Annotated in this window: 22 protein-coding genes; all 22 read left to right on the top strand. The window is 49.1% G+C overall.

What is annotated here, in order from left to right:
• Positions 1 to 353: SDR family oxidoreductase (locus Q0224_RS09660; RefSeq protein WP_297950935.1), on the top strand; the 353-nt coding region annotated here is incomplete at its 5' end.
• Between the two features lie 5 nt (positions 354 to 358).
• Positions 359 to 721, top strand: a complete 363-nt coding sequence (locus tag Q0224_RS09655) for a hypothetical protein (protein WP_297950933.1) — start codon at positions 359 to 361, stop codon at positions 719 to 721.
• 256 nt (positions 722 to 977) lie between these two features.
• Positions 978 to 2,267, top strand: coding sequence for a 3'-5' exonuclease (locus tag Q0224_RS09650; protein WP_297950931.1), 1,290 nt, complete (start codon positions 978 to 980; stop codon positions 2,265 to 2,267).
• Positions 2,257 to 3,111: a DNA ligase gene (locus tag Q0224_RS09645; RefSeq protein ID WP_297950929.1), complete on the top strand. Its 855-nt coding sequence runs from the start codon at positions 2,257 to 2,259 to the stop codon at positions 3,109 to 3,111. The genes Q0224_RS09650 and Q0224_RS09645 overlap by 11 nt, the downstream gene beginning before the upstream one ends.
• Before the next feature lie 52 nt (positions 3,112 to 3,163).
• A complete protein-coding gene (gene galE / locus Q0224_RS09640; protein WP_297950927.1) occupies positions 3,164 to 4,153 on the top strand; it encodes a UDP-glucose 4-epimerase GalE in 990 nt (329 codons plus the stop codon).
• A gap of 81 nt (positions 4,154 to 4,234) precedes the next feature.
• Entirely contained in the window at positions 4,235 to 5,773 is a 1,539-nt protein-coding gene (locus Q0224_RS09635) for an oligosaccharide flippase family protein (protein ID WP_297950925.1), read from the top strand.
• Positions 5,770 to 7,392 (top strand): Coenzyme F420 hydrogenase/dehydrogenase, beta subunit C-terminal domain, encoded by a 1,623-nt coding sequence (locus tag Q0224_RS09630; RefSeq protein ID WP_297950923.1) that lies wholly within the window; start codon positions 5,770 to 5,772, stop codon positions 7,390 to 7,392. The genes Q0224_RS09635 and Q0224_RS09630 overlap by 4 nt, the downstream gene beginning before the upstream one ends.
• The gene (locus Q0224_RS09625) at positions 7,389 to 8,450 is read left to right on the top strand and encodes a polysaccharide pyruvyl transferase family protein (protein WP_297950920.1); all 1,062 of its coding nucleotides are present in this window, start codon (positions 7,389 to 7,391) and stop codon (positions 8,448 to 8,450) included. Before Q0224_RS09630 ends, Q0224_RS09625 begins: the two co-directional genes overlap by 4 nt.
• Before the next feature lies 1 nt (position 8,451).
• Positions 8,452 to 9,531 carry a glycosyltransferase family 4 protein gene (locus Q0224_RS09620; protein WP_297950918.1) on the top strand — a complete coding sequence of 360 codons (1,080 nt, stop codon included), beginning with the start codon at positions 8,452 to 8,454 and terminating at the stop codon, positions 9,529 to 9,531.
• On the top strand, positions 9,531 to 10,796 hold the full coding sequence (locus Q0224_RS09615) for a glycosyltransferase (RefSeq protein ID WP_297950916.1): 1,266 nt from the start codon (positions 9,531 to 9,533) through the stop codon (positions 10,794 to 10,796). The genes Q0224_RS09620 and Q0224_RS09615 overlap by 1 nt, the downstream gene beginning before the upstream one ends.
• Complete coding sequence (locus Q0224_RS09610) at positions 10,793 to 11,836, top strand: glycosyltransferase (RefSeq protein WP_297950915.1); 1,044 nt, start codon at positions 10,793 to 10,795, stop codon at positions 11,834 to 11,836. The genes Q0224_RS09615 and Q0224_RS09610 overlap by 4 nt, the downstream gene beginning before the upstream one ends.
• 245 nt (positions 11,837 to 12,081) lie before the next feature.
• Complete coding sequence (locus tag Q0224_RS09605) at positions 12,082 to 13,200, top strand: glycosyltransferase (RefSeq protein ID WP_297950914.1); 1,119 nt, start codon at positions 12,082 to 12,084, stop codon at positions 13,198 to 13,200.
• 2 nt (positions 13,201 to 13,202) lie between these two features.
• Complete coding sequence (locus Q0224_RS09600; protein WP_297950911.1) at positions 13,203 to 15,983, top strand: STT3 domain-containing protein; 2,781 nt, start codon at positions 13,203 to 13,205, stop codon at positions 15,981 to 15,983.
• Between the two features lie 74 nt (positions 15,984 to 16,057).
• Positions 16,058 to 17,185, top strand: a complete 1,128-nt coding sequence (locus Q0224_RS09595; protein WP_297950939.1) for a glycosyltransferase family 4 protein — start codon at positions 16,058 to 16,060, stop codon at positions 17,183 to 17,185.
• A complete protein-coding gene (pglC, locus tag Q0224_RS09590; RefSeq protein ID WP_297918852.1) occupies positions 17,178 to 17,783 on the top strand; it encodes an undecaprenyl phosphate N,N'-diacetylbacillosamine 1-phosphate transferase in 606 nt (201 codons plus the stop codon). The genes Q0224_RS09595 and pglC overlap by 8 nt, the downstream gene beginning before the upstream one ends.
• On the top strand, positions 17,770 to 18,369 hold the full coding sequence (gene pglD, locus Q0224_RS09585; RefSeq protein WP_297950909.1) for a UDP-N-acetylbacillosamine N-acetyltransferase: 600 nt from the start codon (positions 17,770 to 17,772) through the stop codon (positions 18,367 to 18,369). Before pglC ends, pglD begins: the two co-directional genes overlap by 14 nt.
• 116 nt (positions 18,370 to 18,485) lie before the next feature.
• Complete coding sequence (gene pglE / locus Q0224_RS09580) at positions 18,486 to 19,583, top strand: UDP-N-acetylbacillosamine transaminase (protein WP_297950937.1); 1,098 nt, start codon at positions 18,486 to 18,488, stop codon at positions 19,581 to 19,583.
• Positions 19,583 to 21,388, top strand: coding sequence for a nucleoside-diphosphate sugar epimerase/dehydratase (locus tag Q0224_RS09575; RefSeq protein ID WP_297950907.1), 1,806 nt, complete (start codon positions 19,583 to 19,585; stop codon positions 21,386 to 21,388). Before pglE ends, Q0224_RS09575 begins: the two co-directional genes overlap by 1 nt.
• Entirely contained in the window at positions 21,385 to 22,128 is a 744-nt protein-coding gene (gene hisH / locus Q0224_RS09570; RefSeq protein WP_297950905.1) for an imidazole glycerol phosphate synthase subunit HisH, read from the top strand. The genes Q0224_RS09575 and hisH overlap by 4 nt, the downstream gene beginning before the upstream one ends.
• The gene (hisA, locus tag Q0224_RS09565) at positions 22,128 to 22,835 is read left to right on the top strand and encodes a 1-(5-phosphoribosyl)-5-[(5-phosphoribosylamino)methylideneamino]imidazole-4-carboxamide isomerase (protein ID WP_297950903.1); all 708 of its coding nucleotides are present in this window, start codon (positions 22,128 to 22,130) and stop codon (positions 22,833 to 22,835) included. The genes hisH and hisA overlap by 1 nt, the downstream gene beginning before the upstream one ends.
• 78 nt (positions 22,836 to 22,913) lie before the next feature.
• Positions 22,914 to 23,777, top strand: coding sequence for a 50S ribosomal protein L11 methyltransferase (locus tag Q0224_RS09560; protein WP_297950901.1), 864 nt, complete (start codon positions 22,914 to 22,916; stop codon positions 23,775 to 23,777).
• Entirely contained in the window at positions 23,774 to 25,723 is a 1,950-nt protein-coding gene (gene ftsH / locus Q0224_RS09555) for an ATP-dependent zinc metalloprotease FtsH (protein ID WP_297950899.1), read from the top strand. The genes Q0224_RS09560 and ftsH overlap by 4 nt, the downstream gene beginning before the upstream one ends.
• The last annotated feature ends 21 nt before the right edge of the window (positions 25,724 to 25,744 follow it).

Raw genomic sequence — 25,744 nt, 5'->3', positions numbered from 1 at the left:
TCGCAAAAGCAGCTCTTGAAAGCTCCGTGCGCTACCTAGCACACGACCTTGGCGCTAGAAATATCCGCGTAAACGCTATCAGCGCGGGCCCGATCAAGACGCTTGCGGCAAGCGGAATAGGCGACTTTAGGATGATTTTGCGCTACAACGAGGTAAATAGCCCGCTAAAACGCAACGTCACGACGCATGACGTCGGTAACAGCGCGATGTACCTGCTTAGCGACCTTGCTAGCGGCGTGACAGGCGAAGTTCACTACGTCGACTGCGGCTACAATATCATGGGTATGTGCGACGTGGCTACCGACGCTGAGGGTAAGACGATCCTCGCGTGGGACGCGGCCAAGGCCGAATAAGCGGCGTGCAAAAAGGGCAAAATTTGGCGCGCACGGTCTATTACGAGGCTAGGCACAAAGCCATAGCAGAGGGCGGCATAGAGGGCATCGCCGCCGTTTTGCGAGGTGATGATGAGGCCGAGAAAGCCTCGCTCTTGTTGTGTCTAGATTATTACCTTGATCCCTACTACGGCTGCGCGCTGGCGCATGAGAGCGAAATTTTCGCCCTTTTGCAGGAGCCGCTTCTTACCGAGCGCTCGCAAGCCATCAGAGACGATATTTTGCAGCTTCTGGGCGATTACTGCGGCGATTTTAGCGTGCTGCGAAGCAGGATTTGCGAGGTGTCAGGCGAGCTTTTGCCGGGTATCAAGCGCTTGATCGAAGGATAAATTTAACGACCGGCACGCTTTTGTGCGCGGTAATTGCGTCGCGGCGAGCGGTAGCGAAATTTGCCGCGCCTCTGCATACGCCCCTTTTTGCTGCGAAAATACGGCAGCGTAAAATTTTAAGATTGAAAGCGGCGATGAGAACCTCGGATGAGCGAGGAGATCAATTAGGCGCGTACATAAAAACGGCATGGAGATAGAGGATTATTTCAGAGCCGTTTTTTGAAAAAAGCGGTAAAAGCCGCTAGAAAGGAGCTTAATGAAAAAGGATTATATCTGCGTATTCGACTGCGAGACGATCCCCGACGTAGCGGCGCTGGTGCGGGTACTGGATGAGGACGCGATCGCGGGCTGCTTCGAGCCTTTCGATAAAAAAAGCTTCGCAAAGCTTCTTGACGCGCAGCTCTCGCAAAAGATCGGAGGCGAGAAGCAAAACGCGTCTTTAAATTTTGCTGTAAATTCGGCAGAGCAGAATTTTAAAATTGTAAATTCCGAGCAAAATTCTGCATCGAATTCTACAGGGCAAAATTTGGCGCCGCAAAATACGGCGCTCAAAAATTCCGCGTCGCTAAATTTAACCTACGACGATATCTCGCCTCAAGGCTCTGCGATACAGGGCTCCGCGGTAGAAAATTCTACACCCCGAAGCCCTGCGCCTCAGAATTTCGCGGCGGAAAGCTCTACGCCTCAAAGCTCCGCATCCCAAAGCTTAAAGAGCGAAAATCTCGCTTCAAATTCCGCGCAAGATCTCGCGTTAAACGCGCTAAATTTTAAAATTTACGGTGAGCAATTGATCTTTAACGCGGATAAAAGCAAAATTTTAAACCACAAATTGCTCTCGCTTAGGGCGATGGAGATTTTCAAAGAAAAAACCGGCAGCGAGTTCCTACCCGTCTGCTTCCACCGCGTCGTTAGCATTAGCGCCGTGATGGCGGACGGATTCGGCAGATTTTTGCGCGTCTCGACGCTTGATGGCGAGAATGAGCGCGATAAAATCGCAAAATTCCTAGCCTTCATCGAGGATTTTAATCCGCGGCTAGTGAGCTTCAACGGGCGCGGGTTCGATCTGCCGATGATTATGGCGCGCGCGATGTGCTATGATTTAAGCGCCGCGGCGTATTTTGAGACGAACGATCGCGATAACAACAAGAGCAAATGGGAAAACTACCGCAGCCGCTACGACGGGCGGTTTCATCTGGATCTGCTCGATCACATCAGCGATTTTGGCGCCGTTCGCGGGCTCAAGCTCGATCATATCTGCGCTAGCATGGGCTTGCCGGGCAAATACGACGTGCACGGCGATCAGGTCTTGCAACTGTATTACGCAGGCGAGCAGGCCAAGATCGACGAGTACTGCAGATCCGACGTGCTCAACACCTACTGGCTATTTTTGAAATACGAGCTTTTACGCGGCAAGATCACCAAGGACGATTATTTGAATTATATCGCCGTGATGGGAGAATTCTTGCAAAAAGAGAGCGCGCAAATGAGCTACACGCCCGTTTTTTGCGACTTTATAGAAAGGGAGCTGGCGGCATATGCGAAGTGAAATTTTTAAAATTTTAAAAGGCGCGGTTTTTGGTGCGCTGTTTTTGGCCTGCGGCGCGGTTGCGGACGAGGCTAAATTTAAACCGATGCTGCTTAAAGAGTACGTCCCCGGCATGAATATCACGGGCTGGGTCATTAGCGAGAAGCTAGACGGCGTGCGCGCGATCTGGGACGGCAAAAATCTGCGCTCCAGGCGCGGCAAGATCATAAACGCTCCCGAGGGCTGGAGCGCGGGCTTTCCGCCGTTTTTCGTGGACGGCGAGCTATACACCGCGCGCGGAGAGTTTGAACAGCTCGTCTCGATCGTCTCTTCTAGCGTGCCCGATGAGCGCTGGAGCAGGGTGAAATTTTACGCGTTTGACCTGCCGAAGGAGCAGAAAAACCTAAGCGCGAAGATGGAAATTTTAAGAAATTTTATCGCCTCAAGCGGTGCGCAAAATTTACTCATCGTGCAGCAAACCCCTGTAAGCACGCACGCCGACGTGCAGGCGTATTTTGATCGTATCATCGCCGCAGGCGGCGAGGGGGTCGTGCTGCGCGATCCAAACGCGCTTTATGAAAGCGGCCGCAGCGATAAAATTTTAAAATACAAAAAGACGCACGATAGCGATTGCAAGGTCGTAAAAATCAACCCGGGCTACGGCAAAAACGAGGGTAAGATGGGTTCGCTTAGCTGCGTGGATCTACGTAGCGGGGTGAAATTTAAAGTAGGCACGGGCTTTAGCGACGAAATGCGGGCAAATCCGCCTAAGGTGGGCACGATCATCACCTATCAATACCAAAATTTAACCCGTGAGAAAAAGCCGCGCTTCCCCGTATTTTTGCGCGTACGACCGGCGATTTAATCTAAGGGGCTATAATCGCGTATTTTGATAAATTTGATCCGAAGGAGAAGAGATGAAAATTTTAATCACAGGCGGCGCGGGATACATCGGCAGCCACGTCGCAAAGGCGCTTTTAGAAGCGAACCGCCACGATGTCGTCATACTGGATAATCTTTGCAAAGGCTCGATGCGAGCGATCGAGGCGCTTCGCAAGATAGGCGAGTTTGAGTTCGTGCAGGAAAGCCTGGAAAACACCCCTGCGATCGAGAAGCTTTTTAAGCGCGAGAAGTTTGACGCGATCATTCACTTTGCGGCGTTTATCGAGGTTTTTGAAAGCACGCAAAATCCGCTAAAATACTACCTAAACAACACCGCCAACGCGATGAATTTGATCGCGCTTGCGAACAAATACGGCGTGAAAGATTTCATCTTTAGCTCCACTGCAGCGACCTATGGCGAGCCGGACATCCCGCAAGTAAGCGAAGAAACTCCGCAAAACCCGATCAATCCGTACGGCAGAAGCAAGCTGATGGTCGAGTGGGTGCTAAAAGACGCGGCTGCGGCAAATCCGAATTTTAAATATGGAATTTTGCGCTACTTCAACGTTGCAGGTGCCGCAAGCGACGGCACGATCGGGCAAAACTACCCGAACGCGACGCATCTAATTAAGGTAGCTACTCAAACTATCGTCGGCAAGCGCGATAAGATGAGCATCTTCGGCGATGATTACGACACCAAGGACGGCACCTGCATACGCGACTACATCCACGTAGAAGACCTCGCAAGTGCGCATTTGGCGGTGCTTGATTATCTGCAAAGCAATGATAGCGCGGTATTTAACGTAGGCTACGGCACGGGCTTTAGCGTAAAAGAGGTCGTCAATGAAGCCAAAAAAGTAAGCGGCGTGGATTTTAAAGTAGAGATCGCTCCGCGCAGAGCGGGGGATCCTGCCTGCCTCATCTCAAACGCGGATAAAATTCGCACCAAAACCTCTTGGCATCCCGAGCACGAGAGCCTAGATGAGATCATCCTAAGCGCGCTTAATTGGGAAAAGAAGCTCTAGGTTCTAGCGTGAAAGTGCGATTTGAAATTTTAAAATTTTACTCCGCCGCGTTTAATCGCGGCGAGCAAAAGGAAGCCTTGTTTGCTTAAAATTCTAAACGCCCCCGAAGCCGCGCAGCGTAAGCTCGGCGTCGTGCTATCGTATGTAAATATCTTTGTTTCTACGATACTTACTTTGGTTTATACGCCGTTTTTCCTGCGGGCGCTGGGGCAGAGCGAGTTTGGGCTATATTCTTTGGCTAGTAGCGTTATCGGCTATTTGGCGATTTTGGATTTGGGTTTCGGCAATGCCGTGACGGTCTATACCGCTAAATATGCCTCAAGCGGCGAAGTGGAGCGCATGCATAAGCTGCACGGAACGATCTTTAGCGTGTATTTAGTGATGAGCGCGGTGATCGTGCTTGCAGGAGCTGCGCTGTTAGCCAATCTGCACGCGATTTTTGGCACTAAGCTAAGCGCTAATGAGATGGGCGAAATTCGCATTATGCTAATGCTACTAACTGCAAATTTAGCGATTAGCTTTCCTTTTAGCATCTATTCGTCGATCCTTACGGCGCATGAGAATTTCGTATTTATCAAGCTAATTGGGATCTTTCGTACGATCGCTCTGCCGCTAGCTGCGGTGCCTGCGCTACTTTTGGGATATAAGGCTATCGCGATCGTAATCATCGCTACGGCGGTAAATTTAATCTGCGTCGCGGCAGATTTCATCTATTGCAAGAGCAAAGTCTCGCCCGTGATAAGCGTGCGAAATTTCGATGCCTCCACGCTTAAGCAAATTTTTGGCTACTCGTTTTTTATATTTTTAGGCATCGTAGTCGATCAAGTAAACTGGAATGTCGATAATTTTATCTTAGGCGCGGTCGCAGGCGCTACAGCGGTTTCCACGTATGCCGTAGCAAGCACGATAAATGCCACTTTTGTCACGCTTTCGCTCACTATTAGCGGCGTGATGCTTCCTAAAATCGCCAAAATGGTCTCTGCAAACTCCACCGATTCCGAGCTTAGCGCGGAATTTATCAAGATAGGCAGGCTGCAATTTTACGTGATATTTTTTATCGCGTCGCTTTTGGTGATTTTTGGGCGGGAGTTTATCGTGCTATGGGCTGGCGCAAATTATGAAATTTCATACGCAATCGCGCTTATTTTGGTGCTTCCAGTAAGCGTGCCGTTGATTCAAAATTTAGGCCTAGCCGTGCTTCAGGCAAAAAACAAAGTCAAATTTCGCTCAATCGCTGCGTTTTGCGTCACGCTCGTAAATATCGCTATTTCTATCCCGCTAGCTAAGGCTTACGGTGGCGTGGGCGCTGCGTGCGGCACAGCTTTTGCTATCACCTTGCTAAATATCTGCGTGATGAATATCTACTATGCTCGTGTAATCGGACTTGACATCGCTAAATTTTGGCGAAATATTGGCGCGATGGTAGTAAAATTCGCTCCCGCAATCGCAGTAAGCCTAGTGATAAATTACGCATTAGGCTTGCATGGAGTGAGCTTTTTGTTAATTTGCGGCGGGCTTTATTCGGCTATGTTTGTGCTAAGCGCGTATTTTTGGGCGATGAACGATTACGAGCGCGCGATTTTTGGCGGCATTGCAGCAAAGATAAGGAGGCGGGCTTGAGCTTCAATGTAATTAGCGAAGTGGTTACGAAAGACCGCTGTATCGGCTGCGGCGTCTGCGCGAGCAGCTGCCCTTTTGGCGTGCTAAAAATGCGGCTTGGAGGCAATGGATTTTACGCGCCCGAGGAGGGTGAAGGGTGCCGCAACAAATGCGATATCTGCCTAAAAGTCTGCCCGTTTTACGAAAAAGACACGATCGAAAACGAGCTGAATTCTAAATCATACGCAGAGCTGGAAGGCTTTAGCCCAGATTTTGGCAGGTTTTTAGCCACTTACAAATTCTACAAAAAAGATGAAGCGCAGCGCCTAAGCAGTGCGAGCGGCGGCGCGGGAGATTATATTTTTCGCGAGCTTTTTGCGCGCGGGCTCATTGATTACGCGATTTGCGTCGTGCCCGCGGACGAAGAGGGTTTTATAGCCCAAAATTCCAAGCGGGATTTTTCCGCCTGCAATAATTTAGCGATGGCGCAGAATTTGCAAAATTCCGTAACCGAAAATTCCGAGCAGAATTCCGCAATTCCAAATTTAATGCAGAATTTGGCGGACGATGATTCTATAAATTTTACGAGTGCGCAAAATTCCTTTTGCGAAAATTTTACGCAGAATTCTATGCAGAATTTTACAAATGAAAATTTCGCACAGAATTCTAAAGCTTCTTGTGAAAATTCCGTATCAACGCAGAATTTTGCTTGCGAGAATTCCAAAAACGCGCGAAATTATGCGGGCGAAAATTCCATGCCGCTATTTAAATTTAGCGTGATAAAAAATGCTGGTGAGCTTACTCGCGCGCGCTCGTCTGCTTACTATCCGCTCACGCTTGAAGCAGTGCTAAAGGAGATGTCGCGCCGTGAGGGTAGATACGCGATCAGCGCGCTGCCGTGTTTTGCCAAGGCCTTAAGGCTTGCTGCGAGTAAAAATCCGCGCCTTAAATCCCGCATAAGCTTTATTATTGGGCTGGTTTGCGGACAGGGCAAGGGTGCTGGTTTTACGCATAAGCTGGCAGATCTTGCGTTTAAAGAGCGTAAGCAGCTCGCAGCAGTTAATTACAGATATAAAATCGCGGGCAAAAGTGCGATGAGCTTTGGTTTTAAATTCCGCGCTGCAGACGGCAGTGAGGCGATAGACGATCGCAGTAGTAGCGCCTTTGCGTACTGGAGTTCGCGCGCTTTTACCCCACTTGCGTGCAACGCCTGCACCGACGTTTTTGCTAAATGCGCCGACGTCGTACTGATGGATGCGTGGCTGCAAAGCGAAATGAACGAGTGGCGCGGCACATCGCTCGTAATTACGCGCGCAGCTCAGATCGACGCGCTATTTTCGCAGCCTACGAAGCAGGCGCGCGAGGCGATTTTTTGCGAGCGGATATCCGCAGCAGAGGTGCAGCGCTCGCAGAAAAGCCAGGTGGAGTACAAAAATGAAATTTTCTATGGCGCGAAAAACCCGCTTAGGCGTTACATCTTGCGCCAGAAGCTTCAGATCCAGCGATATAGTGCTACGCATTTTGATTGTGATGATTTCATCGCTGCTAGGCTTAAAAAAATTGCCGCTGCGAATAAAGTGCTAGCGCTTTTGGCGCTACCAAAGATCGCGGCATATAAAATTTATAGGAAGTTTGCATGAAGATCGGGATTTTTACCCTGCCGCTAGTAAATAATTACGGCGGAATTTTACAAGCTTACGCGCTAAGCCGCGTGCTAGTGGGGCTAGGGCATGAGCCACGTCTCATAAACTTGCGCCTGCAAAGAAGTAAACTATCGATTACGTATATTAAATTTTTAGTGGTATGCACGCTTAAAAAGGAGCTTTGCGGCGCGAAATTTAATCCCTCTTACGAGCGCGATACTAGCGAGTTTGTATCGGAAAATATTCCTTCAACCGCGCCTATTTGCACGCCTACGGATTTAAAGGCGCTGTGCGAGAAAGAACGCTTTGAAGCGGTGATTTTAGGAAGCGATCAGGTTTTTCGTCCTAGCTATTTTGCGGATTTTGCAGATTGCTTTAGCCTTGGATTTTTGCCGCCTAACTGCACGCGGATCGCCTATGCTGCGAGCTTCGGCGGAGATAGGCTCTGTGGGCTTAAAAATCCCGCAGATTTAAAAGCTCACGCTGCGAATTTGGCTAAATTTAAAGCTATTTCGGTGCGTGAGTGCGATGGTGTAAAGCTTGCACGCGAATGCTTTGGCGTAGATGCGCACTGGGTACTGGATCCTACGCTTTTGGCTAACAAAGAGATTTACGATAAATTTTTAAGCCATGCGCCGCAGCGCAAGGGTTTTGCCTATATCCTAGATCCATCGCCTCGCTCTGAAGCGGCGATAGAGCTACTAAAAAAGCAAAGCGGCCTAGAGATAGATGAGGTGAACGACCGCAGCAACCGTATCGGCATAAAAGCATGGTTAAGCGCTATTGCGGGCGCGGAGTTTGTGCTAACCGACTCATTTCACGGCTGCGTATTTTCCATAATCTTTAATAAGCCGTTTTTTGTGCTCGTTAACGCTAGTCGCGGTGCGTCGCGCTTTAGCTCGCTTTTGGGCTCGTTCGGGCTTGAAGATAGGGCTTTGCAAGATCCCAAAGACGCCCGCTTGGACGCGACTATCGATTGGGATGGCGTAAATGAGGCGTTGCGCCGTAAAAGAGAGGACTCGATGAAATTTTTAAAAACAAGTTTAGGCTCATAAAATGAAAATAGCTATGGTAATTTCTGCTTTAGGCAAGGGCGGTGCCGAGCGCGTGCTAAGCGTGCTGGCAAATTTTTTCTGCCGTGAGAATGAAGTCTGCGTGATAAAATTTGACGCAGACGAGCCGTTTTACGCGCTAGATCCTAAGATCGAGCTTATTAGCTTGGATTTAGGAGTAGGCGATTTAGGAGTATTTGGCAATATAAAAAAGCGCTACGATAAAATTTTAGCCTTGCACAGGCTTCTAAAAAATCGTAAATTTGACGTAGTAATCTCGTTTTTAGATAATACCAATGTCCTTACGCTTATCGCAAATCTTGGAGTTGGGCAGAAAATCATCGTCTCCGAACACACCAATCATCGCTTTTTAAAAAGTCCGATCTGGCGAGCGCTCAAGCGGATCTTTTATCCGCAAGCTGCAGGTCTTAGTGTGCTTAGTAAATTCGATCTGGATCATTACACATATGTGCAAAATCGAGTGATTATGCCTAATCCGATGTTTGAGATCAGCCATGCTAAAGAGGCCCGCCCGCCTAAAGAAAATATCATACTAGCAGCCGGCCGGCTCAATGTCTATAAGGGCTTTGATGTCCTTCTTAAGGCACTTGCGCTTATAGATTTCAATCTTTTAAAAGAGTGGAAGGTGGTGATCGCAGGCGACGGAGAGGAGCGAAAGAGCCTTGAGAGTCTAGCTGCGAAGCTGCGCTTAAATGTGCAGTTCATCGGCTTTGTGCGCGATATCGAGAGCTTATATGAACGCGCTAAAATCGTAGTCGTAACCTCCAAGATGGAGGGCTTTTGCAATATTTTGATGGAAAGTATATTTTTCGGCACCGCCAGAATTTCTACGGATTGCATCGCAGGTCCTAGCGAGCTTATAAGCGACGGCATAGATGGGTTTTTGTGCCCTGTAGGCGATAGCGCAAGTATCGCTAAAAAGCTTGAAATTCTAATGAGCGACGAAAAGCTGCGCGAGCGACTCGTACAAAATGCCTCCAAGCGCGAGGAGAGCTTTAAAATTGAAACGATCGGGCGACGCTGGCTGGATTTTATAGCCGCTACGATAAAAAGAGAGGAATAATGAGCGAAAATCCCCTAATCTCGGTCATCATCCCCGTTTATAATGTAAAAGAATTCCTGCGCGCTTGCGTGGAGCGCATTACGGCGCAGACCTATACGAACTTAGAAATTCTGCTTGTAGATGATGGCTCAAATGATGGCAGCGAGGCGATTTGCGACGAATACGCCGCGCGCGATCCTCGTGTGCGAGTGCTGCATAAACCAAACGGCGGGCAGGCTAGCGCGCGAAACGCTGCTTTAGATGTCGCTCGCGGGGAGTTTATCAGTTTCGTAGACAGCGATGATTTGATAAGCCTTGATTTAATTGAGACGCTTTTTCGCCTGACGCAGAAATTTTGCACTAAAATCGCTATGTGTGGCTACACGGCATTTAGCGACGAGAGCGAAATAAATAATTTCAAGGCGGCTTTAAATTCTAAAGAAAATCAAAATTCTAAAGAGATTAGCGATCTAGGAGGAGCTGCAAATTCGAATGCCAACGCAGGTGAATATAAAATATCGCCGCAAGAGCTTTTTAGACGCAGCTGCACGCAGGATCCGTATTTTAGCACCGCGGTTTGGCGCGCGCTGTTTGCTCGCGAAATTTTCGCTGCTTTGCGCTTTCCTACGGGGCAGATCTATGAGGATGTGGCGATATTTTTTGATATTTTTAACGCTTCTATTACGGCGTGCACGGATGAAATTTTATATTTTTACCGCGTAAGGGCGGGCTCGACCGTAAACTCATTCGCTCGCAGGCATCTTGCGGTCATCGCTGCGGTGCGCCGCTATACTGAGGCGATCGCTGTGAATTATCCAAGCTTGGCGCGTGAGGCTAATTTCACTCGCTGCGAGTCTGCGCTGAATACGGCGTTTTTAATTATCAAATCGAGCTTTGATCCTGCAAGTTCGGATGGGGATGCGACTTCTCCTTCTGAGGCTAATACGTGCAGCTTGGCAAACGAGGCAGATTTGCATGGCGCTGGTAGTTTATCTTGCGCATGCGGTAAAAATTCCGCATTTAAAAATTCCGCCAAGCAAAATTATATGCAAAATTCCGAGCAAAATTCCACGTCGCAAAGAAAGATCGCAGATCCCCGCTCGCCTCTAAGCGCTGCAGAAGCTGCGGATCAGATCCGCTCACTGCACGCTTTGGTGCGCGAGCGGATGGATTTTGGATTTTTCGCAGCGCATGCAAGTCGCACGCAGACACTGATGATGGTCTTGTTTTACGCCAGCCCCGCGCTTTTGCGGCTATTTTATAAAATTTATCGGAAGTTAAAATGAAAATTTTATTCGTCATCGCGGCTCTTAGAAACGGCGGCGCCGAGCGCGTGCTTCAGGTTTTGGCGAACCATTTTGCGCGCGCAAACGACGTTACGATCGCGATTTTGGAAAACGACGAGGGCAGGTATAAATTTAGCGAAAAGATAAAATTTTTGCATCTGGATGTTTATAAAAATGGCGGCAGGTTCGATAAATACAGAATTTTGCGCGAGTGTTTCAAGCGCGAGCGCCCAAGCGTCATCATCAGCTTTATGGACTGGACGAACGTAGCGTGCGTGATCGCAAGCTTCGGGCTAGGCATCCCGCTCATCGCGACCGAGCACAACGCGCACGATTATCTGCCAAGCGGGCTTTTTAGCCGCGTGCGCGATCTGTGCTATAAAAAAGCGGACGCGCTTACGGTGCTTACGCGCTCGGACTTTGAGTACTATTCGCGATTTGTCAAAAACTGCTTCGTCGTGCACAACCCCTTTTTCGGCGATATTTGCGATACCAAGGGCGTTAAGCGAAACGTGATCTTAAGCGTCGGCAGGCTCGAGCCCGTAAAGGGGTATGAAATTTACTTTGACGCGCTAAGCAGGATCGATAAAAGCCTGCTTGCGAAGTGGGAAATTTTAATCGCGGGCGACGGCTCGCTGTGCGAAAGCTTGCGCGAGCTCGTGGCGCGACTCGGGCTTGAAGTGCGATTTTTAGGGCACAAGCAGGATGTGAGCGAGCTGTATAAAGAAGCTAAAATTTTTGTGCTCAGTTCGCTTAATGAAGGGCTTTCAAACGTGCTGATCGAGTCTGCATTTTACGGCTGTGCACGGCTTAGCAGCGACACGGCGGGCGCAAAAGAGCTTATAAAGGACGGCTTTAGCGGCATTTTGTTTAAATGCGGCGATGCGAATGAACTTGCGAGCAAGCTTGAAAATTTAATGCGAGATGAGGCGCTGCAAAAGCGGCTGGTGCAAAATGCAAATGAAAATTTAGACGAGTTTTCGCAAGAGCGCATAGTTGAGCTTTGGCAGGGCTTGATAGATCGGTTTGCGCGCAAATAGCAGCCGCTTATCGATGCTCTGCGGCGCGCAGGGATTAAATTTAAACTTCGGTGTGCTAAGATAGCGTCTTGCGCCCGAGCAAAACGGTGCGTTTAAATTTACAAAGCCACATTGCGCTATGAAATTTAGCCTCTTGAGGCAGTGCAAAATGCGCTAAATTTAAACAGCGCGGCGTATGCTCGCATAAAAAGGCGTGAGTAAAGCTTAAATTTAGGGCGCGGCAGCGATATTTAAAAGGTAAAGGGATGAAGAAATTAAGCGTTTTTATATATTCGATGGCAGGAGGCGGCGCCGAACGCGTCGTAAGCAACCTCTTAGGCGAGCTTACGGCACGCTACGAAGTGCATCTGGTGCTGATGAACGAGAGGATTTTTTATGAAATTCCAAGCGGCGTGCAGATCCACTTCATCGAAAAATCAGCCCCTTTTGAAAATGGACTGTTGAAGCTCGCAAAGCTGCCGTTTTTGGCGCTGCGATACAAAAAGCTATGCGAGCGCTTAGGCATTGATATTCACTTTGTTTGGATGAACCGCCCGTGTTACGTGGCGGCGCTGGCGCGAGTTTACGGATTGGGCGGAACGATGATTTTTAACGAATGCTCGACGCCGTCGGTGCTGTATAAAGATGCGAGCTTCAAATCCAAAATTTCAAAGCTTTTGCTGCGCAAGCTCTATCCGAAGGCCGATTTTATCTTCCCCAACTCGCTTGGAAATCTGCGCGATCTGGCGGATAATTTCGGAATCGATGAGCGCAAGATGAGCGTGCTGTATAACGCGATCGATCTTGATGAGATCAGTCGCAAAGCGGGTGAGCAGGTCGCGCAGGAGCGGCCGTTTTTCCTAAGCGTCGGCAGGCTCGATGCGGGCAAAAACCACGCGCTTTTAATCCGCGCATATGCGAATTTAAAAAATAACGACAAAGACCTGCTGATCTTGGGCGACGGCGTGCTGCGAGCCGAGCTTGAGGCTCTGATAGAGGAGCTAGGCTTAAGCGGTCGCGTAAAACTTTTGGGCTTTGACGCAAACCCGTATAAATATATGGCCAGATGCTACGCGTTTGTTTTCGTAAGCCTTTTTGAGGGGTTTTCAAACGCGCTCATCGAAGCTCTTGCATGCGGCAAGCTCGTGATTTCAAGCGATCATCAAAGCGGTGCGCGCGAGCTTTTGGGGCAGAGCGAATGGGGCGTGCTGGTGGGCGTGAACGATCTAGAAAGCACTCAAGCGGCGATGCAAAAAGCGCTGGATGATGAAAATTATGTAAAATTTTATGAGAAAAAGGCTAAAATTAGAGCCTCGTTTTTCGATAAAAAACGGATAGCAAGCGAGCTGATCGCAAAAATAGAACAAATCGACGAAGGAAAATAGGCGTGGGTGAAGAAAAAAAGGCTTTTAGCGTTAGAGAGATCGACGAAGGATCGGACGATCAAAAAGGCGCGCAATCAATGGGTGCGGACAAAGCTGCCCTAAGCGAAAATTTCGCTAGTAAGGGAAATTTTGACGCAGAGTATTCTGCGGATGGCGGAGAGAATTTTAATGGCGAAAATGCCGAGATTGAGGGTAGCGAGGATACCGCGCCTCAGAGCGATAAAAATTCCGCGCTTGATGTAAAAAATTCTGCGAGCAAAAATTCCGCGCAAGTCGGTGCTAAGAATTTAAGCGACGATCAAGCGCGCGCTGCTTCTGCAAAAATGCGAGCACAAAAAAAATCCAAAAAGGCTAAAAAATCAAGCGGACAAAATTCTACCTCGGTAAATTCTAAAAATTCCGCAGGCGCAAATTCTACAAACTCAAATTTAAAGGGCGCTGCAAATTCCACGAGCAAAAATTCTACAAATAAAAATTCCACTGGCGCTGCGAACTCTACAAATAAAAATTCCGCAAAAGCCGCTAATTTGGCTAAATTTAAAAATACGAATTCCGCAAGTGCTTTAAATTCTACAAACGGCATAAATTCTGATAATTCTAAAAGCTTTACAGCAGAAAATTCCCAAAATTCTAAAAATCAGGCAGCTGACGCGCTTCCTACTAGGCGCAGAATTTTTGGCTTTATAAAAAATTATGAGTTTTCTAAGCATATTTTGCTGATGATTTTGTTCGCATTTGCCTTTAGCGTGGCGTTTCGCATGTGGTGGGTGCACTGGGCGAGCGGTTTTGTGAACTACTTTTTTTGGGATGGCGAGCTGATGATAAACACAAACGACGGCTACGCCTTTGCAGAGGGCGCGCGCGACCGCCTCGCCGGCTTTCATCAGCCCAACGATCTTAGCTACTTTAGTGCACCGCTTTCGATCGTGACGGCGTTTTTGGCTGAAATTTTGCCCTTTAAAATCGAGACGATCTTCGTTTATCTGCCGGCTTTGTTTAGCTCGCTCATCGTAGTGCCGATATTGCTTATCTCAAGTGAGTTTCGCTGCATGCGCGCAGGCTTCATCGGCGCGCTTGTCGCGAGCGTGGCGAATAGCTACTACAACCGCACTATGGCGGGGTATTACGACACCGATATGCTAAATATCGTGCTTGCGATGTGTATTTTGTGGGCGCTCATCCGCATTTGCACGCGCGGTTCGCGCAGCACGCTGTTTTGGCTGGGCGCGTTTACGATATTTTATATGTGGTGGTATCCGTCCAGCTTTTCGCTAAATTCCATGATGCTCGCCATGTTTTTCGCCTACACGCTGATTTTTAAGCGAAAAAGTGCGGTAAATTACGAAGCGATGATTATCTTTTTGATCGCGCTTTGCTCCACGCCTTTGGTAGCTAAAATTTTAATCTCGCTTGCGCTATTTTGGCTCTTTGCATTTAAAGGAAAGCTATTAAATTTTAAAATTTTAGCGATTATCGGCGCGCTTGCCGTAGTCTTTTTCGTCGCAAACGGAGGTCTTAGCCCGATCATCTTTCAGGCGAAATTTTATATCTTCCGCTCCTTTGCGGACAACGCCGATACGACATTTCATTTTTTCAACGTCAATCAAACAATTCAAGAATCTGGCATCGTGCCGCCCAAGATCTTTATGGAGCGCATCAGCTCGCACGTCGCGGTTTTCGTGATCGCAGCGATTGGATACATAGTGCTTTGCTTTAGGCATAAGGAATTTTTACTCTCGATCCCGCTTTTGCTTTTGGGCTTTGCGGCGAACAAAGCAGGCCTTAGATTTACGATCTATGCCGTGGGTGTGATGGGACTGAGCTTCGGATATATTTTGTATTTTTGCGTAAAGCGCTTGGATCTGCCAAAGATCGCAGGGCGCGCGATACTGCTTATTTTAACGGCGCTTGCCATTTACCCCGCATGGCAGCACATCGTCTCGTACAAGGTCGATACGGTCTTTTATCAAAGCGAAGTGCGGGTGCTTGATGAGCTTAAAGATAAAGCGAAGCGCGAGGATTACGCGCTTTCGTGGTGGGACTACGGATATGGCATACGCTACTACAGCGATGTAAAGACCCTCATCGACGGCGGCAAACACCTCGGCAACGATAATTTTCCCGTTAGCTTTGCGCTTTTTAGAGATCAGATGAGCTCTGCAAATATGGCGCGCCTGGATGTCGAATACACCGAGCGCGGATATAGCGAAAAAATTCCAAACAAGCTAAAGCAAATTTTAAAAGATTATAACGCCACGGACGTAAATGACTTTATCTTAAGCTTGGGACTGGCTGATTTTAAGCCGCCAAGGCCTACGCGCGACATCTACTACATCCTGCCCGATCGCATGATGAATATCTTCCCCGTCGTCACGCAGTTTTCAAATATCGACATCACCGACGGCAAGCAGCTGGGCGAGCTATTTTTCATAACGAGCGATAGGTTCGTTCAGGATCAAAGCGGCGTGCATATGGACAACGGCTTTTCGATCTCTCCGAATTTGCTTAGTTTAGAATTTAGCGGCAGAAAATTTGCGATCAATACCTTTTACGAAACGAGCTACGACGCGAATGGCAAGCTTTCGGTAAAAGAGTTTAATATGGACAGCAGCGCGCAATTTTACGTTATTTTCATGCGCGATTACGGGCGATTTTTGCTGCTAGATAAGACGATGCTAAACTCAAGCTATATTCAGCTTTTTGTATTTGAAAGATATAGGCCCGAGCTATTCGAGCCTGTGATCTTAAGCCCTGCTGTGAAAGTTTATAAATTAAAGCGCTAGATAAAATTTTTGCCGCAATCTAAGGAGAAATTTATGAAATTTAATCTCGCAACGCCAAGCAAGGGATGCAGCATATGGCTCGCATAGGGTTTTTAAGCCATGCCGATATGAGCTTACATTTCTTTCGTCGCCCGATAATGCAGGCTTTAAAAGAGCGCGGACACGAGGTTTTTGCAATCGCTCCTCGAGGCGCTTATACGCAGGATTTAGCGCGCGATTTTAATGCCATAACCTACGATCTTGATCGAGCGAGCTTAAATCCGTTTACCGTATTTAGCAACACCAAAGCCCTTGCGCGCGAGCTAAAGAGGCTAAATTTGGACCTGCTGCAAACAGCCGCGCATAAATCAAACGTGTTTGGTACACTGGCGGCTCGAGAGGCGGGTATAAAATATGTGATAAACTTAGTCGAGGGGCTGGGTAGCGTTTATATCGACGAAGATATTAAAACAAGGCTCGTGCGAGCGGTATTGGAGAAGCTTTATAAATTTTCATTTTTGCAGGCGGATGCTTGCATATTTGTAAACGATGCCGATCCCGATTATATGCTATCTCGCGGGCTTATTGCGAAGCAAAAGGTTATAAGAATTAAAAGTGTAGGCGTAAATGCTGAAAAGTTCAACCCCAAAACCGTTAGTGTGGCGGATTTGGGCGAGGATTTGCACGGCAAAAAGATCGTACTGATGATAGCTCGCGCGATGTGGCATAAGGGCGTGAGAGAATTCTACGAAGCAGCAGAAATTTTAAAAGATCGATTGGATGCGAAATTTGTCTTTGTGGGTGAGGGTTTTGCGGGCAATAAAAGCACCGCTGATCCTGCATTTTTGCAAAGCGGTGCGGTGCATTATCTAGGCGCCAGAAATGATGTGCCAGAGCTTTTGAAGGCTAGTTACCTGCTGGCACTTCCTAGCTACAAGGAGGGCTTTCCGCGCACGGTTTTAGAGGCGATGAGCATGGCGCGAGCCTGCGTGGTAAGCGACTGTAGCGGCTGCGTCGAAGCCGTGCAAGATGGCGTCAACGGCTTAATTTGCCGCACTCGCGACGCAGAGGGCCTTGCGCGAAAGATCGAAATTCTATTGGACGATGCTGCGCTTTGCGAGAGGCTAGGGCGAAACGGGCGCGAGATGGTGCTTGCAAATTACGACGAAAAGATCGTCACGGAAAAATATTTAGAGGTTTATAGGAAATTTATCGATGTATAGGTGTTTTTTAAAACGCGCGCTCGATTTTACGGCGGCTTTGGTTTTGATCATTTTGGTTTCGCCCGTTATGGCGCTTACGTGGTTCTTGATCCGTAAGCACATTAGCAAAAGCGCGATTTTTACGCAATCTCGCCCTGGGCTTGATGAGCAAATTTTTAAAATTTACAAATTTAAAACGATGAGCGACGAGCGCGGCGCGGACGGCGAGCTTCTGCCCGACGAAGCGCGGCTGAACGATTACGGCAAAAAGATCCGCGCGCTAAGCCTGGATGAGCTGCCGCAGCTTTTCAACGTGCTAAAGGGCGATATGAGCTTCATCGGGCCGCGCCCGCTGCTGATCGAATACCTGCCGCTTTATTCGCCGCAGCAGCGCCTGCGACATAGCGTGCGCCCGGGCATCACGGGGCTTGCGCAGGTAAACGGACGCAACGCGATCAGCTGGGAGAAAAAATTTGAGTTCGACACGTATTATGCGCAGAATTTAAGCTTCGCGCTCGATCTTAAGATCGCGCTTTTGACGATTAAAAAAGTGCTTGCGAAAGAGGGCGTGAATAAAGAGGGCATGGCGACGACGGAGAAATTTAATGGGCACAACTAAAATTTACGTCTACGGCGCGAGCGGACACGGGCTGGTGGTTGCGGACGTCGCGCTAGCCGCGCGCGGGGCTAAATTTAGCGAGGTCGTTTTTTTAGACGACGCGGCAGGGTTGAAATTTAGCGAGGATCTGCCGAAATATCCCGTAATAATCGCAATCGGAGATAACAAAACCCGCGCAAAGATCCAAGAGAGGGTGGTGCGTGCGGGTTTTGAGATAGCGACGCTGATTCATCAAAGCGCCATCGTAAGCCCAAGCGCCGCCATCAGCGAGGGCGCGGTCGTAATGCCCGGCGCCGTGATAAATGCGCGAGCTAAAATCGGTCGCGGCGTGATAATCAACTCTGGCGTCGTAATCGAGCATGAGTGCGAGATCGGCGAGTTCGCGCACGTTAGCCCAAACGCGGCGCTTGCGGGCGGCGTGAAGGTGGGGGCGTTTTCGCACGTGGGCATCGGCGCTAGCGTCATTCAGAGGCTAAGTATCGGGCAGCGCTGCATAATCGGCGCGGGTGCTGCGGTCGTGCGCGACATAGCTAGCGACAGCGTAGCCGTAGGCGTGCCCGCTCGCGTGATTAAAAAAAATGGCTGAATTTAAAATTTATAGCATTAAAAGTGATAAAATCTGAGCATTTAAATTTAATGCCGAAAGCTAAATTTAGCCTTGCGACGCGCGAGGTTAAATTTAAAGATCAAGGAAGGATAGAGATGGCAAGAGTATTTTTAAGCCCGCCGAATATGGGTGGCAATGAGCTTGAGTATATAAAAAAGGTATTTGAAAGCAACTATATCGCGCCTTTGGGCGAATATGTCAATCGCTTTGAGGACGCAGTGAAGTCCTATACTGGCACGCGCGGCGCGCTGGCGCTAAACGCAGGCACGGCGGCACTTCATCTAGCGCTTCGTTGCAGCGGCGCAAAGGACGGCGACGTGGTGCTCGGCTCCACGTTTACCTTCATGGCGTCGCTAAATCCGATATTTTACGAGCGCTGCGTGCCGGTGCTGATAGACAGCGACGAGAGTTGGAATTTAAGCCCGAAGCTGCTTAAAGAAGCGATCAAAAAATCGCCGAAAAAGCCAAAGGTGCTCGTCGTTACGCATCTTTACGGACAGGCTGCGAAGATGGATGAGATATGCGAAATTTGCGCGAACGAAGGCATTGATGTTATCGAGGATGCCGCGGAGGCACTGGGCGGATTTTATAAAGGCAAAGCACTTGGTGGTATTGGAAAATGCGGCGCACTAAGCTTTAATGGCAATAAAATCATCACCACCTCGGGCGGCGGAATGTTGATCTCAAACGATGAGGAGCTAATCGCCAAGGCTAGATTTTTAAGCACACAGGCACGCGAGCCGCTGCTTCACTATGAGCACAAGGACTACGGCTACAACTACCGCTTAAGCAACGTCTTAGGCGCTATCGGCGTAGGTCAGATGGAGGTCTTGCCGCAGCGCGTAAAGAGAAAGCGCGAAATTTTTAAAATTTATGAGGATCTGTTTAGAGGCACCGACGTGGAGTTTATGCCCGAAGTCGAAGGCGGCGAGGGCAACAGATGGCTTACAACGCTATTATTTAAACAAAAGGACGCTCATCTAAAGGTTATCGACGCTCTAAATAAAGCCGACATCGAATCTCGCCCGCTTTGGAAGCCGATGCATCTGCAAAGCATCTTCGCAGGCGCACTTAGTGTAGTTGACGGCACGAGCGAGGATATGTTTAGTCGCGGCATCTGCCTTCCTAGCGGCACCGATATGAGCGACGAGACGATTGAACGCGTCGTAAAAATCGTAAAAGAAAACATCTAATGCTGTTAAAACCCACTAAATTTAGCCGCTTCGCGTTTTTTTTGCTAGGAGATATTTTTATCTCGATCCTCTCCGTTTACATCGCGTTTTTGCTGCGATTTAGCGGAGATATACCGAACGAATTCTATAAAGGCGCGCTGCTTAGCGCCTCGAGCCTTACTGCGATTAAAATTTTCTATTTTTGGTTTTTGCGGATCTATTTAGTTCCGTGGAGATTTTTCGGACTATACGAAGCAAGAAAGCTCTTCTACGCGCACGTGATGGCAGCACTTACCTTTTTGATCCTATTTTTTCTAGCGAGTAAAGTTTTTAACCCCTTCCCGCGCTCAGTCATCATCATCGATGCGGCGATCTCGTTTATTTTAATCGGTGGGATTAGAATTTCAAAGCGGATGTTTCTAAGTGAGAAGAAAAATATCACGAATAACGAGCCCTGCATCGTCGTGGGCGCTACGAGCAAGACCTTTCACGTCCTAAAAGGTATGCGGCAAAAATATATCAACTACTATCCGGTGGGCGTCGTGGACGGGCGGCCCGAGTTAGTAGGGACCTATTGCGAAAATTACGTCGTCAGGGCTAAGAGCGAAATTCCGCAGATGATCAAAGATAGCGGCGCCAAAACCGCGATCATCGCGCTAGCGCTGTATCCGGACGAGCTAAAGCAGCTCTACGACGAGCTGTTTGCATACGGGCTAAAGGATATCAAGCTCTTTTCGCTTTTGGAGGATGAGAGCAAAAAGATCCGCGACGTATCGATCGAGGATCTGCTCGCGCGCAAGCCCAAAGACCTCGACACCAAAGCGATTGAAAATTTTATCAAAGACAAGATCGTGCTGGTAACGGGTGCGGGCGGCACGATAGGAAGCGAAATTTGTAAGCAATGCTTGAAATTCGGCGCAAAGCGTCTTATTATGGTCGAACACAGCGAGTTTAACCTCTACTCTATTAACGAAGCCACCGGCGCGGACGCGCGTAACGAGCTAAAGATGATAAACGTCGTTTATCGCCATGAGCTGGAGGAGGTTTTTGCAGAATTTCGTCCCGAGGTAGTCGTGCACGCAGCGGCGTATAAGCACGTGCCGTTATGTGAGTTTAATCCGCATCTAGCGGTCAAAAACAATGTCATCGGCACAAAAAACGTAATTGATCTGTCCAAAAAATATGGCGCGAAAAAGGTCGTTTTGATCTCGACTGATAAGGCGGTGCGACCGACGAACATTATGGGCACGACGAAGCGCATCTGCGAGCTTTACGCGCTAAATTCCAACGACGCGGCAAGCGATACGCAAATCGTCGCAGTGCGCTTCGGAAACGTGCTCGGCTCAAGCGGCAGCGTCATCCCTAAATTTAAACGCCAGATCGAAGCGAACGAGCCGCTTACCGTTACGCACCCCGAGATTACGAGATATTTTATGCTCGTTAGCGAGGCGTGTCAGCTTGTGCTTCAGGCAGCTTCCATCGCGCAGGGCGGCGAACTTTTCGTGCTGGATATGGGCGAGCCCGTAAAGATCGCCGATCTTGCCAAGCGAATGTTGCAGCTTGCCGGCAAGGAGGAGCTGGGTATTAAATTTGTAGGTCTGCGTCCTGGTGAGAAGCTTTACGAGGAGCTTTTGATCGACGAAAACGACAAGAGCACGAAATACCAATCCATATTCGTAACCCACTCCGCAAAATATGATCTGCAAGAGCTGAGCTCGCAGATCGAGGAGCTTTCGGAGTGCGAGGACGCGCAGGTTGCGGATAAGCTAAAGCGCATCGTGCCCGAGTTTTCGCACCGATTGAACGATATGAAGGGCACGGCTTGATCGGTATCGTGGATTACGGCGCGGGCAATATCCAAAGCGTGATGAACGCGCTTAGCTTCTGCGGCGCTAAATTTTGCCTCGCGCGTAGCCCTGAGAAGCTTTTGAGCTGCGATAAGGCTCTGCTTCCTGGCGTGGGCGCATTCGGCGAGGCGATGGATAGGCTTCGCGCAAGCGGTATGGACGCCGCGATTAAAGAATTTGTCGCAAGCGGCAGATATTTTTTAGGCATCTGTCTAGGGATGCAGCTTCTATTCGAACAAAGCGAAGAATTCGGCGCGCGCAGCGGGCTTGGAATTTTACCCGGTCGCGTCGTGAAATTTGACAAAACGAAATTTAATATTCGGGGGGCGGAATCCAGGTCCGAAAATATGAAATTTAGAGAAAATACAAAATTTATATCGGGCGAGACGGAATTTAATTCAGATAGGGCAGAGCTGAGCGAGCGCTGCGGGCAAAATTTCACTCGTTCCGAAAGCCTAAAGATCCCGCACGTCGGCTGGAACAGCGCGCATTTTATCAAGCGCTCGCCGATAAACGCGGGCTTGGGCGAGTTTGAGTATCTGTATTTCGTGCACTCCTACCACGTCCTTTGCGCGCGCGAGATCACGCTTGCGACCACGTTTTACGGCTATGAGTTTGCAAGCGCGATCTGGCGCGAAAACGTATTTGCCTTTCAGCCGCATCCCGAAAAAAGCCACGATGCGGGCATAAAAATCATTAAAAATTTTACGGAGCTGTGATGGAGATTTTCCCTGCGATCGATCTGAAACAAGGATGCGCCGTACGCCTTAGCAAGGGCGAGATGCAAAGCGCAAAAATTTATTCCAAAGACCCCTGTGATCTAGCCAAAAAATTTGAAGATCTCGGCGCTAAATGGCTGCATTTGGTTGATCTCGACGGCGCGTTTGCGGGCGAGGCGGTAAATTTCAAAGCGATCGAGCGGATCGTAAAAAGCACTCGCCTGCGCGTAGAAGTGGGCGGCGGCATCCGCGACGAAGCGCGCATAAAGCAGTATTTGAGCTTAGGCGTCGATAGATTTATCCTAGGTTCGGCGGCGCTTAAAAATAGAGATTTCGTAAGGAGGATGGCGAAGCTTTACCGCATCGTTGTGGGTATAGACGCAAAAGACGGGCTCGTAGCGACCGAGGGCTGGGCGGAGCTAAGCCGCGTAAAAGCGACCGATTTGGCGCGAGACTACGCGGATGCGGGCGTTTGCGCGATCATCTGCACCGACATCTCGCGCGACGGGATGTTAAGCGGCGTAAACGTAGAATTTAGCCGCTCTATCGCGAAAGCTAGCGGTATCGACACTATCGCAAGCGGCGGCGTGAAAGATATGAACGACATAATCGCGCTTAAAAACACAGGGCTCATAGCAGGCGTCATCGTCGGCAAGGCGTATTACGAGGGCACGCTCGATCTTAAAAAGGCGTTTGAAGCTCTATAAAAACGCCCGAGCGTAAGCAAAGTTTGAACTAAATTTTAGTAATATGCAAATTTTAAAATTTAAAGGCGATGTGAGGCGATGAAAGATTTTTTTTATGAGATGATCGTAAAAAGCGCGAATGCAAGCGAGCTTTTTAAAAACTTTGCGTTTGAGCTCGGCGTTACCTGCGTCGAAGAACGCGGCGATCGCTTCATAATCCGCGACGAAGAGGATCTTCAAAATTTAAAATTTGCGTTTGAAGAGTTTAAAAAGGGGCTCTCGCGATCTCTCAATTTAGACGCCGATCTGCAGATCGAAATTTCAAAAAAGCAAAACAAAGACTGGCTCGATGAGTATAAAAAAGGCGTCGCGCCCGTAGCAGTCGGTAAATTTTACGTCCGTCCGAGCTGGTGCGAAGGATCGCAAGATCCCGCGCTAATCGATCTGCTAATCGATCCTGCGCTGGCATTTGGTTCAGGGCATCACGAAAGCACCAATATGTGCCTAGCGCTGCTTAGCGAGCTCGCTCGCGATGGCATGAGCGCGCTTGACGTGGGCTGCGGCAGCGGAATTTTAAGTATCGCGATGAAAAAACTGGGCGCAAAGGTAAGCGCCTGCGATACCGACGAGCAGGCGGTGACGGCTACGCAGCAAAACGCCGAGAAAAACGGCGTGCAGATCGATAAAATTTGGCTCGGCAGCGTTTCAAACTTAAACGAGCAAAGTTCAAGCGCAGCCGCGCAGCCACAGTTTGATCTAATCGTCGCAAATATAATCGCCGACGTGATTTTGATCCTAAGCGCGGATCTAAAAAAAGCGCTAAAACCGGGCGGCAAGCTCGTGCTGTCGGGAATTTTAGAAAAATATAAAGATAGGATCGAGCAAGCTTTTTCGGATTTAAATTTCGTGCAGATGAAAAAGCAAAACGAATGGCTTAGCTTCGTTTATGAAAGGAAAATATGAATAACAACCCAAATAATCAACCCCCTCAAAACGGCGGCGGAAACAATTTTTTCAATAAAAATCCGATCGGCGTTTTTATAATTTTCGCGCTTATTTTGATAGTGGTGTTTAAAGCGATATCGCCAAGCGGCGGATTTGATAGTGGCGGAGTGCTGGGCTCCGTTTCGGGCGAGAGTAGAAACGTAACTTACTCCGAGCTAAAATCGCAAATCAAAAACTCTCAAGTAAGCATGGTTTCCATCGGAAGCTCCACGATTAAAGCTCAAGTCGGCAACGTAATCTACACTGCCAAACGCGTGGATGATCCTGAGCTAGTTCAAATTTTAGAATCGCGCAAAATTCCATACGGCGCGTATAATGAGAGCAACTTTTTGACCGATCTGCTCTTTAGCTGGGTCTTGCCGCTCGTGATTTTCTTTGGAATTTGGATGTTTTTAGCCAACCGCATGCAGCGTAATATGGGCGGCGGCGTGCTTGGCATCGGAAGCTCCAAAAACCTGGTAAGCGCCGAAAAGCCGAAGGTTAAATTTAGCGATGTAGCGGGCGTCGAAGAGGCGAAAGAGGAGGTTAAGGAGATCGTAGATTTCTTGAAAAACCCCGAGCGATATATCAGCCTTGGGGCTAAAATTCCAAAAGGCGTGCTTTTAGTGGGCCCTCCCGGCACGGGTAAGACGCTACTAGCCAAAGCGGTCGCGGGCGAAGCGGATGTGCCGTTTTTTTCGGTGTCGGGCTCCAGCTTCATCGAGATGTTCGTAGGCGTGGGCGCCAGCAGGGTGCGGGATTTATTCGATAACGCTAAAAAGCAGGCTCCGGCGATCGTTTTCATCGACGAGATCGACGCGATCGGTAAAAGCAGAACCGCAGGCGGCATCGGCGGCGGTAACGACGAGCGCGAGCAGACGCTAAATCAGCTGCTTGCCGAGATGGACGGCTTCGGCTCGGAATCAAGCCCGGTGATCGTCCTTGCGGCTACCAACCGCCCGGAGACGCTGGATGCGGCGCTTCTACGTCCAGGCAGATTCGATAGGCAGGTTTTGGTCGATAGACCTGATTTTGACGGCAGAATGGCGATTTTAAAAGTGCATATGCGCGACGTTAAATTTGCTCGCGATATCGATATTGAAGAGATCGCGCGCCTTACCGTTGGCTTTGCGGGAGCCGATCTTGCAAATATCATCAACGAAGCCGCGCTTTTAGCGGGTCGCGAGGCAAAGGCGGAGGTCGAGCAAAAAGACCTGCTCGAAGCGATCGAACGCGTCGGTATCGGACTGGCTAAAAAATCGCGCCGCGTAAGCCCAATCGAAAAGCGGATCGTCGCCTACCACGAAAGCGGTCATGCGCTCATCGCCGAGGTTACTAAAGGCGCGATGCCCGTATCGAAGGTAACTATCGTGCCGCGCGGATTGAGCGCTGCGGGATACACGCTAAATTCGCCGTTTGAAAATAGATACCTGCACCAGCGCCATGAAATTTTTGCCGAGATCGATACGTTTTTGGCGGGGCGCGCGGCGGAAGATGTGTTTTTGGGCGAGATCACCGACGGAGCAGGCAACGATTTGCAGCGCGCTACCGATATGCTTAAATTTATGGCTACTCAGGTCGGAATGACCGATGCGCTCGGGCTTGCGGTGCTAGAAAAGCAGCAGTATTCCTTCCTAAACGGCGGACAGAGCATCAAGGATTACAGCGAGGTAACGGCGGTTAAGATTGACGAATATGTCCGCAAGACGCTGGATGAGCGTTACGCGGCGGTAAAAGAGACGCTAAGAACCTACGCTCCGGCGATTGAGGAGATGGTGAAGGCGCTGTATGAGAAGGAGACTGTCTCGGGCGAGCAGATCGTGGAGATCATCTCTAAATTTGAAAAAGATAACGGTATGCCTACCCGCCTGGTGCGAAATTTAGGCGCTAATGATGATATCGAGAGCGCAAAGAACGAGGCTTAAATTTAAAGCCTCACGCGGAGT

This window comes from uncultured Campylobacter sp., from assembly GCF_938002845.1.
Lineage (GTDB): Bacteria > Campylobacterota > Campylobacteria > Campylobacterales > Campylobacteraceae > Campylobacter_B.
This window is presented reverse-complemented; position numbering and strand designations above follow the sequence as displayed.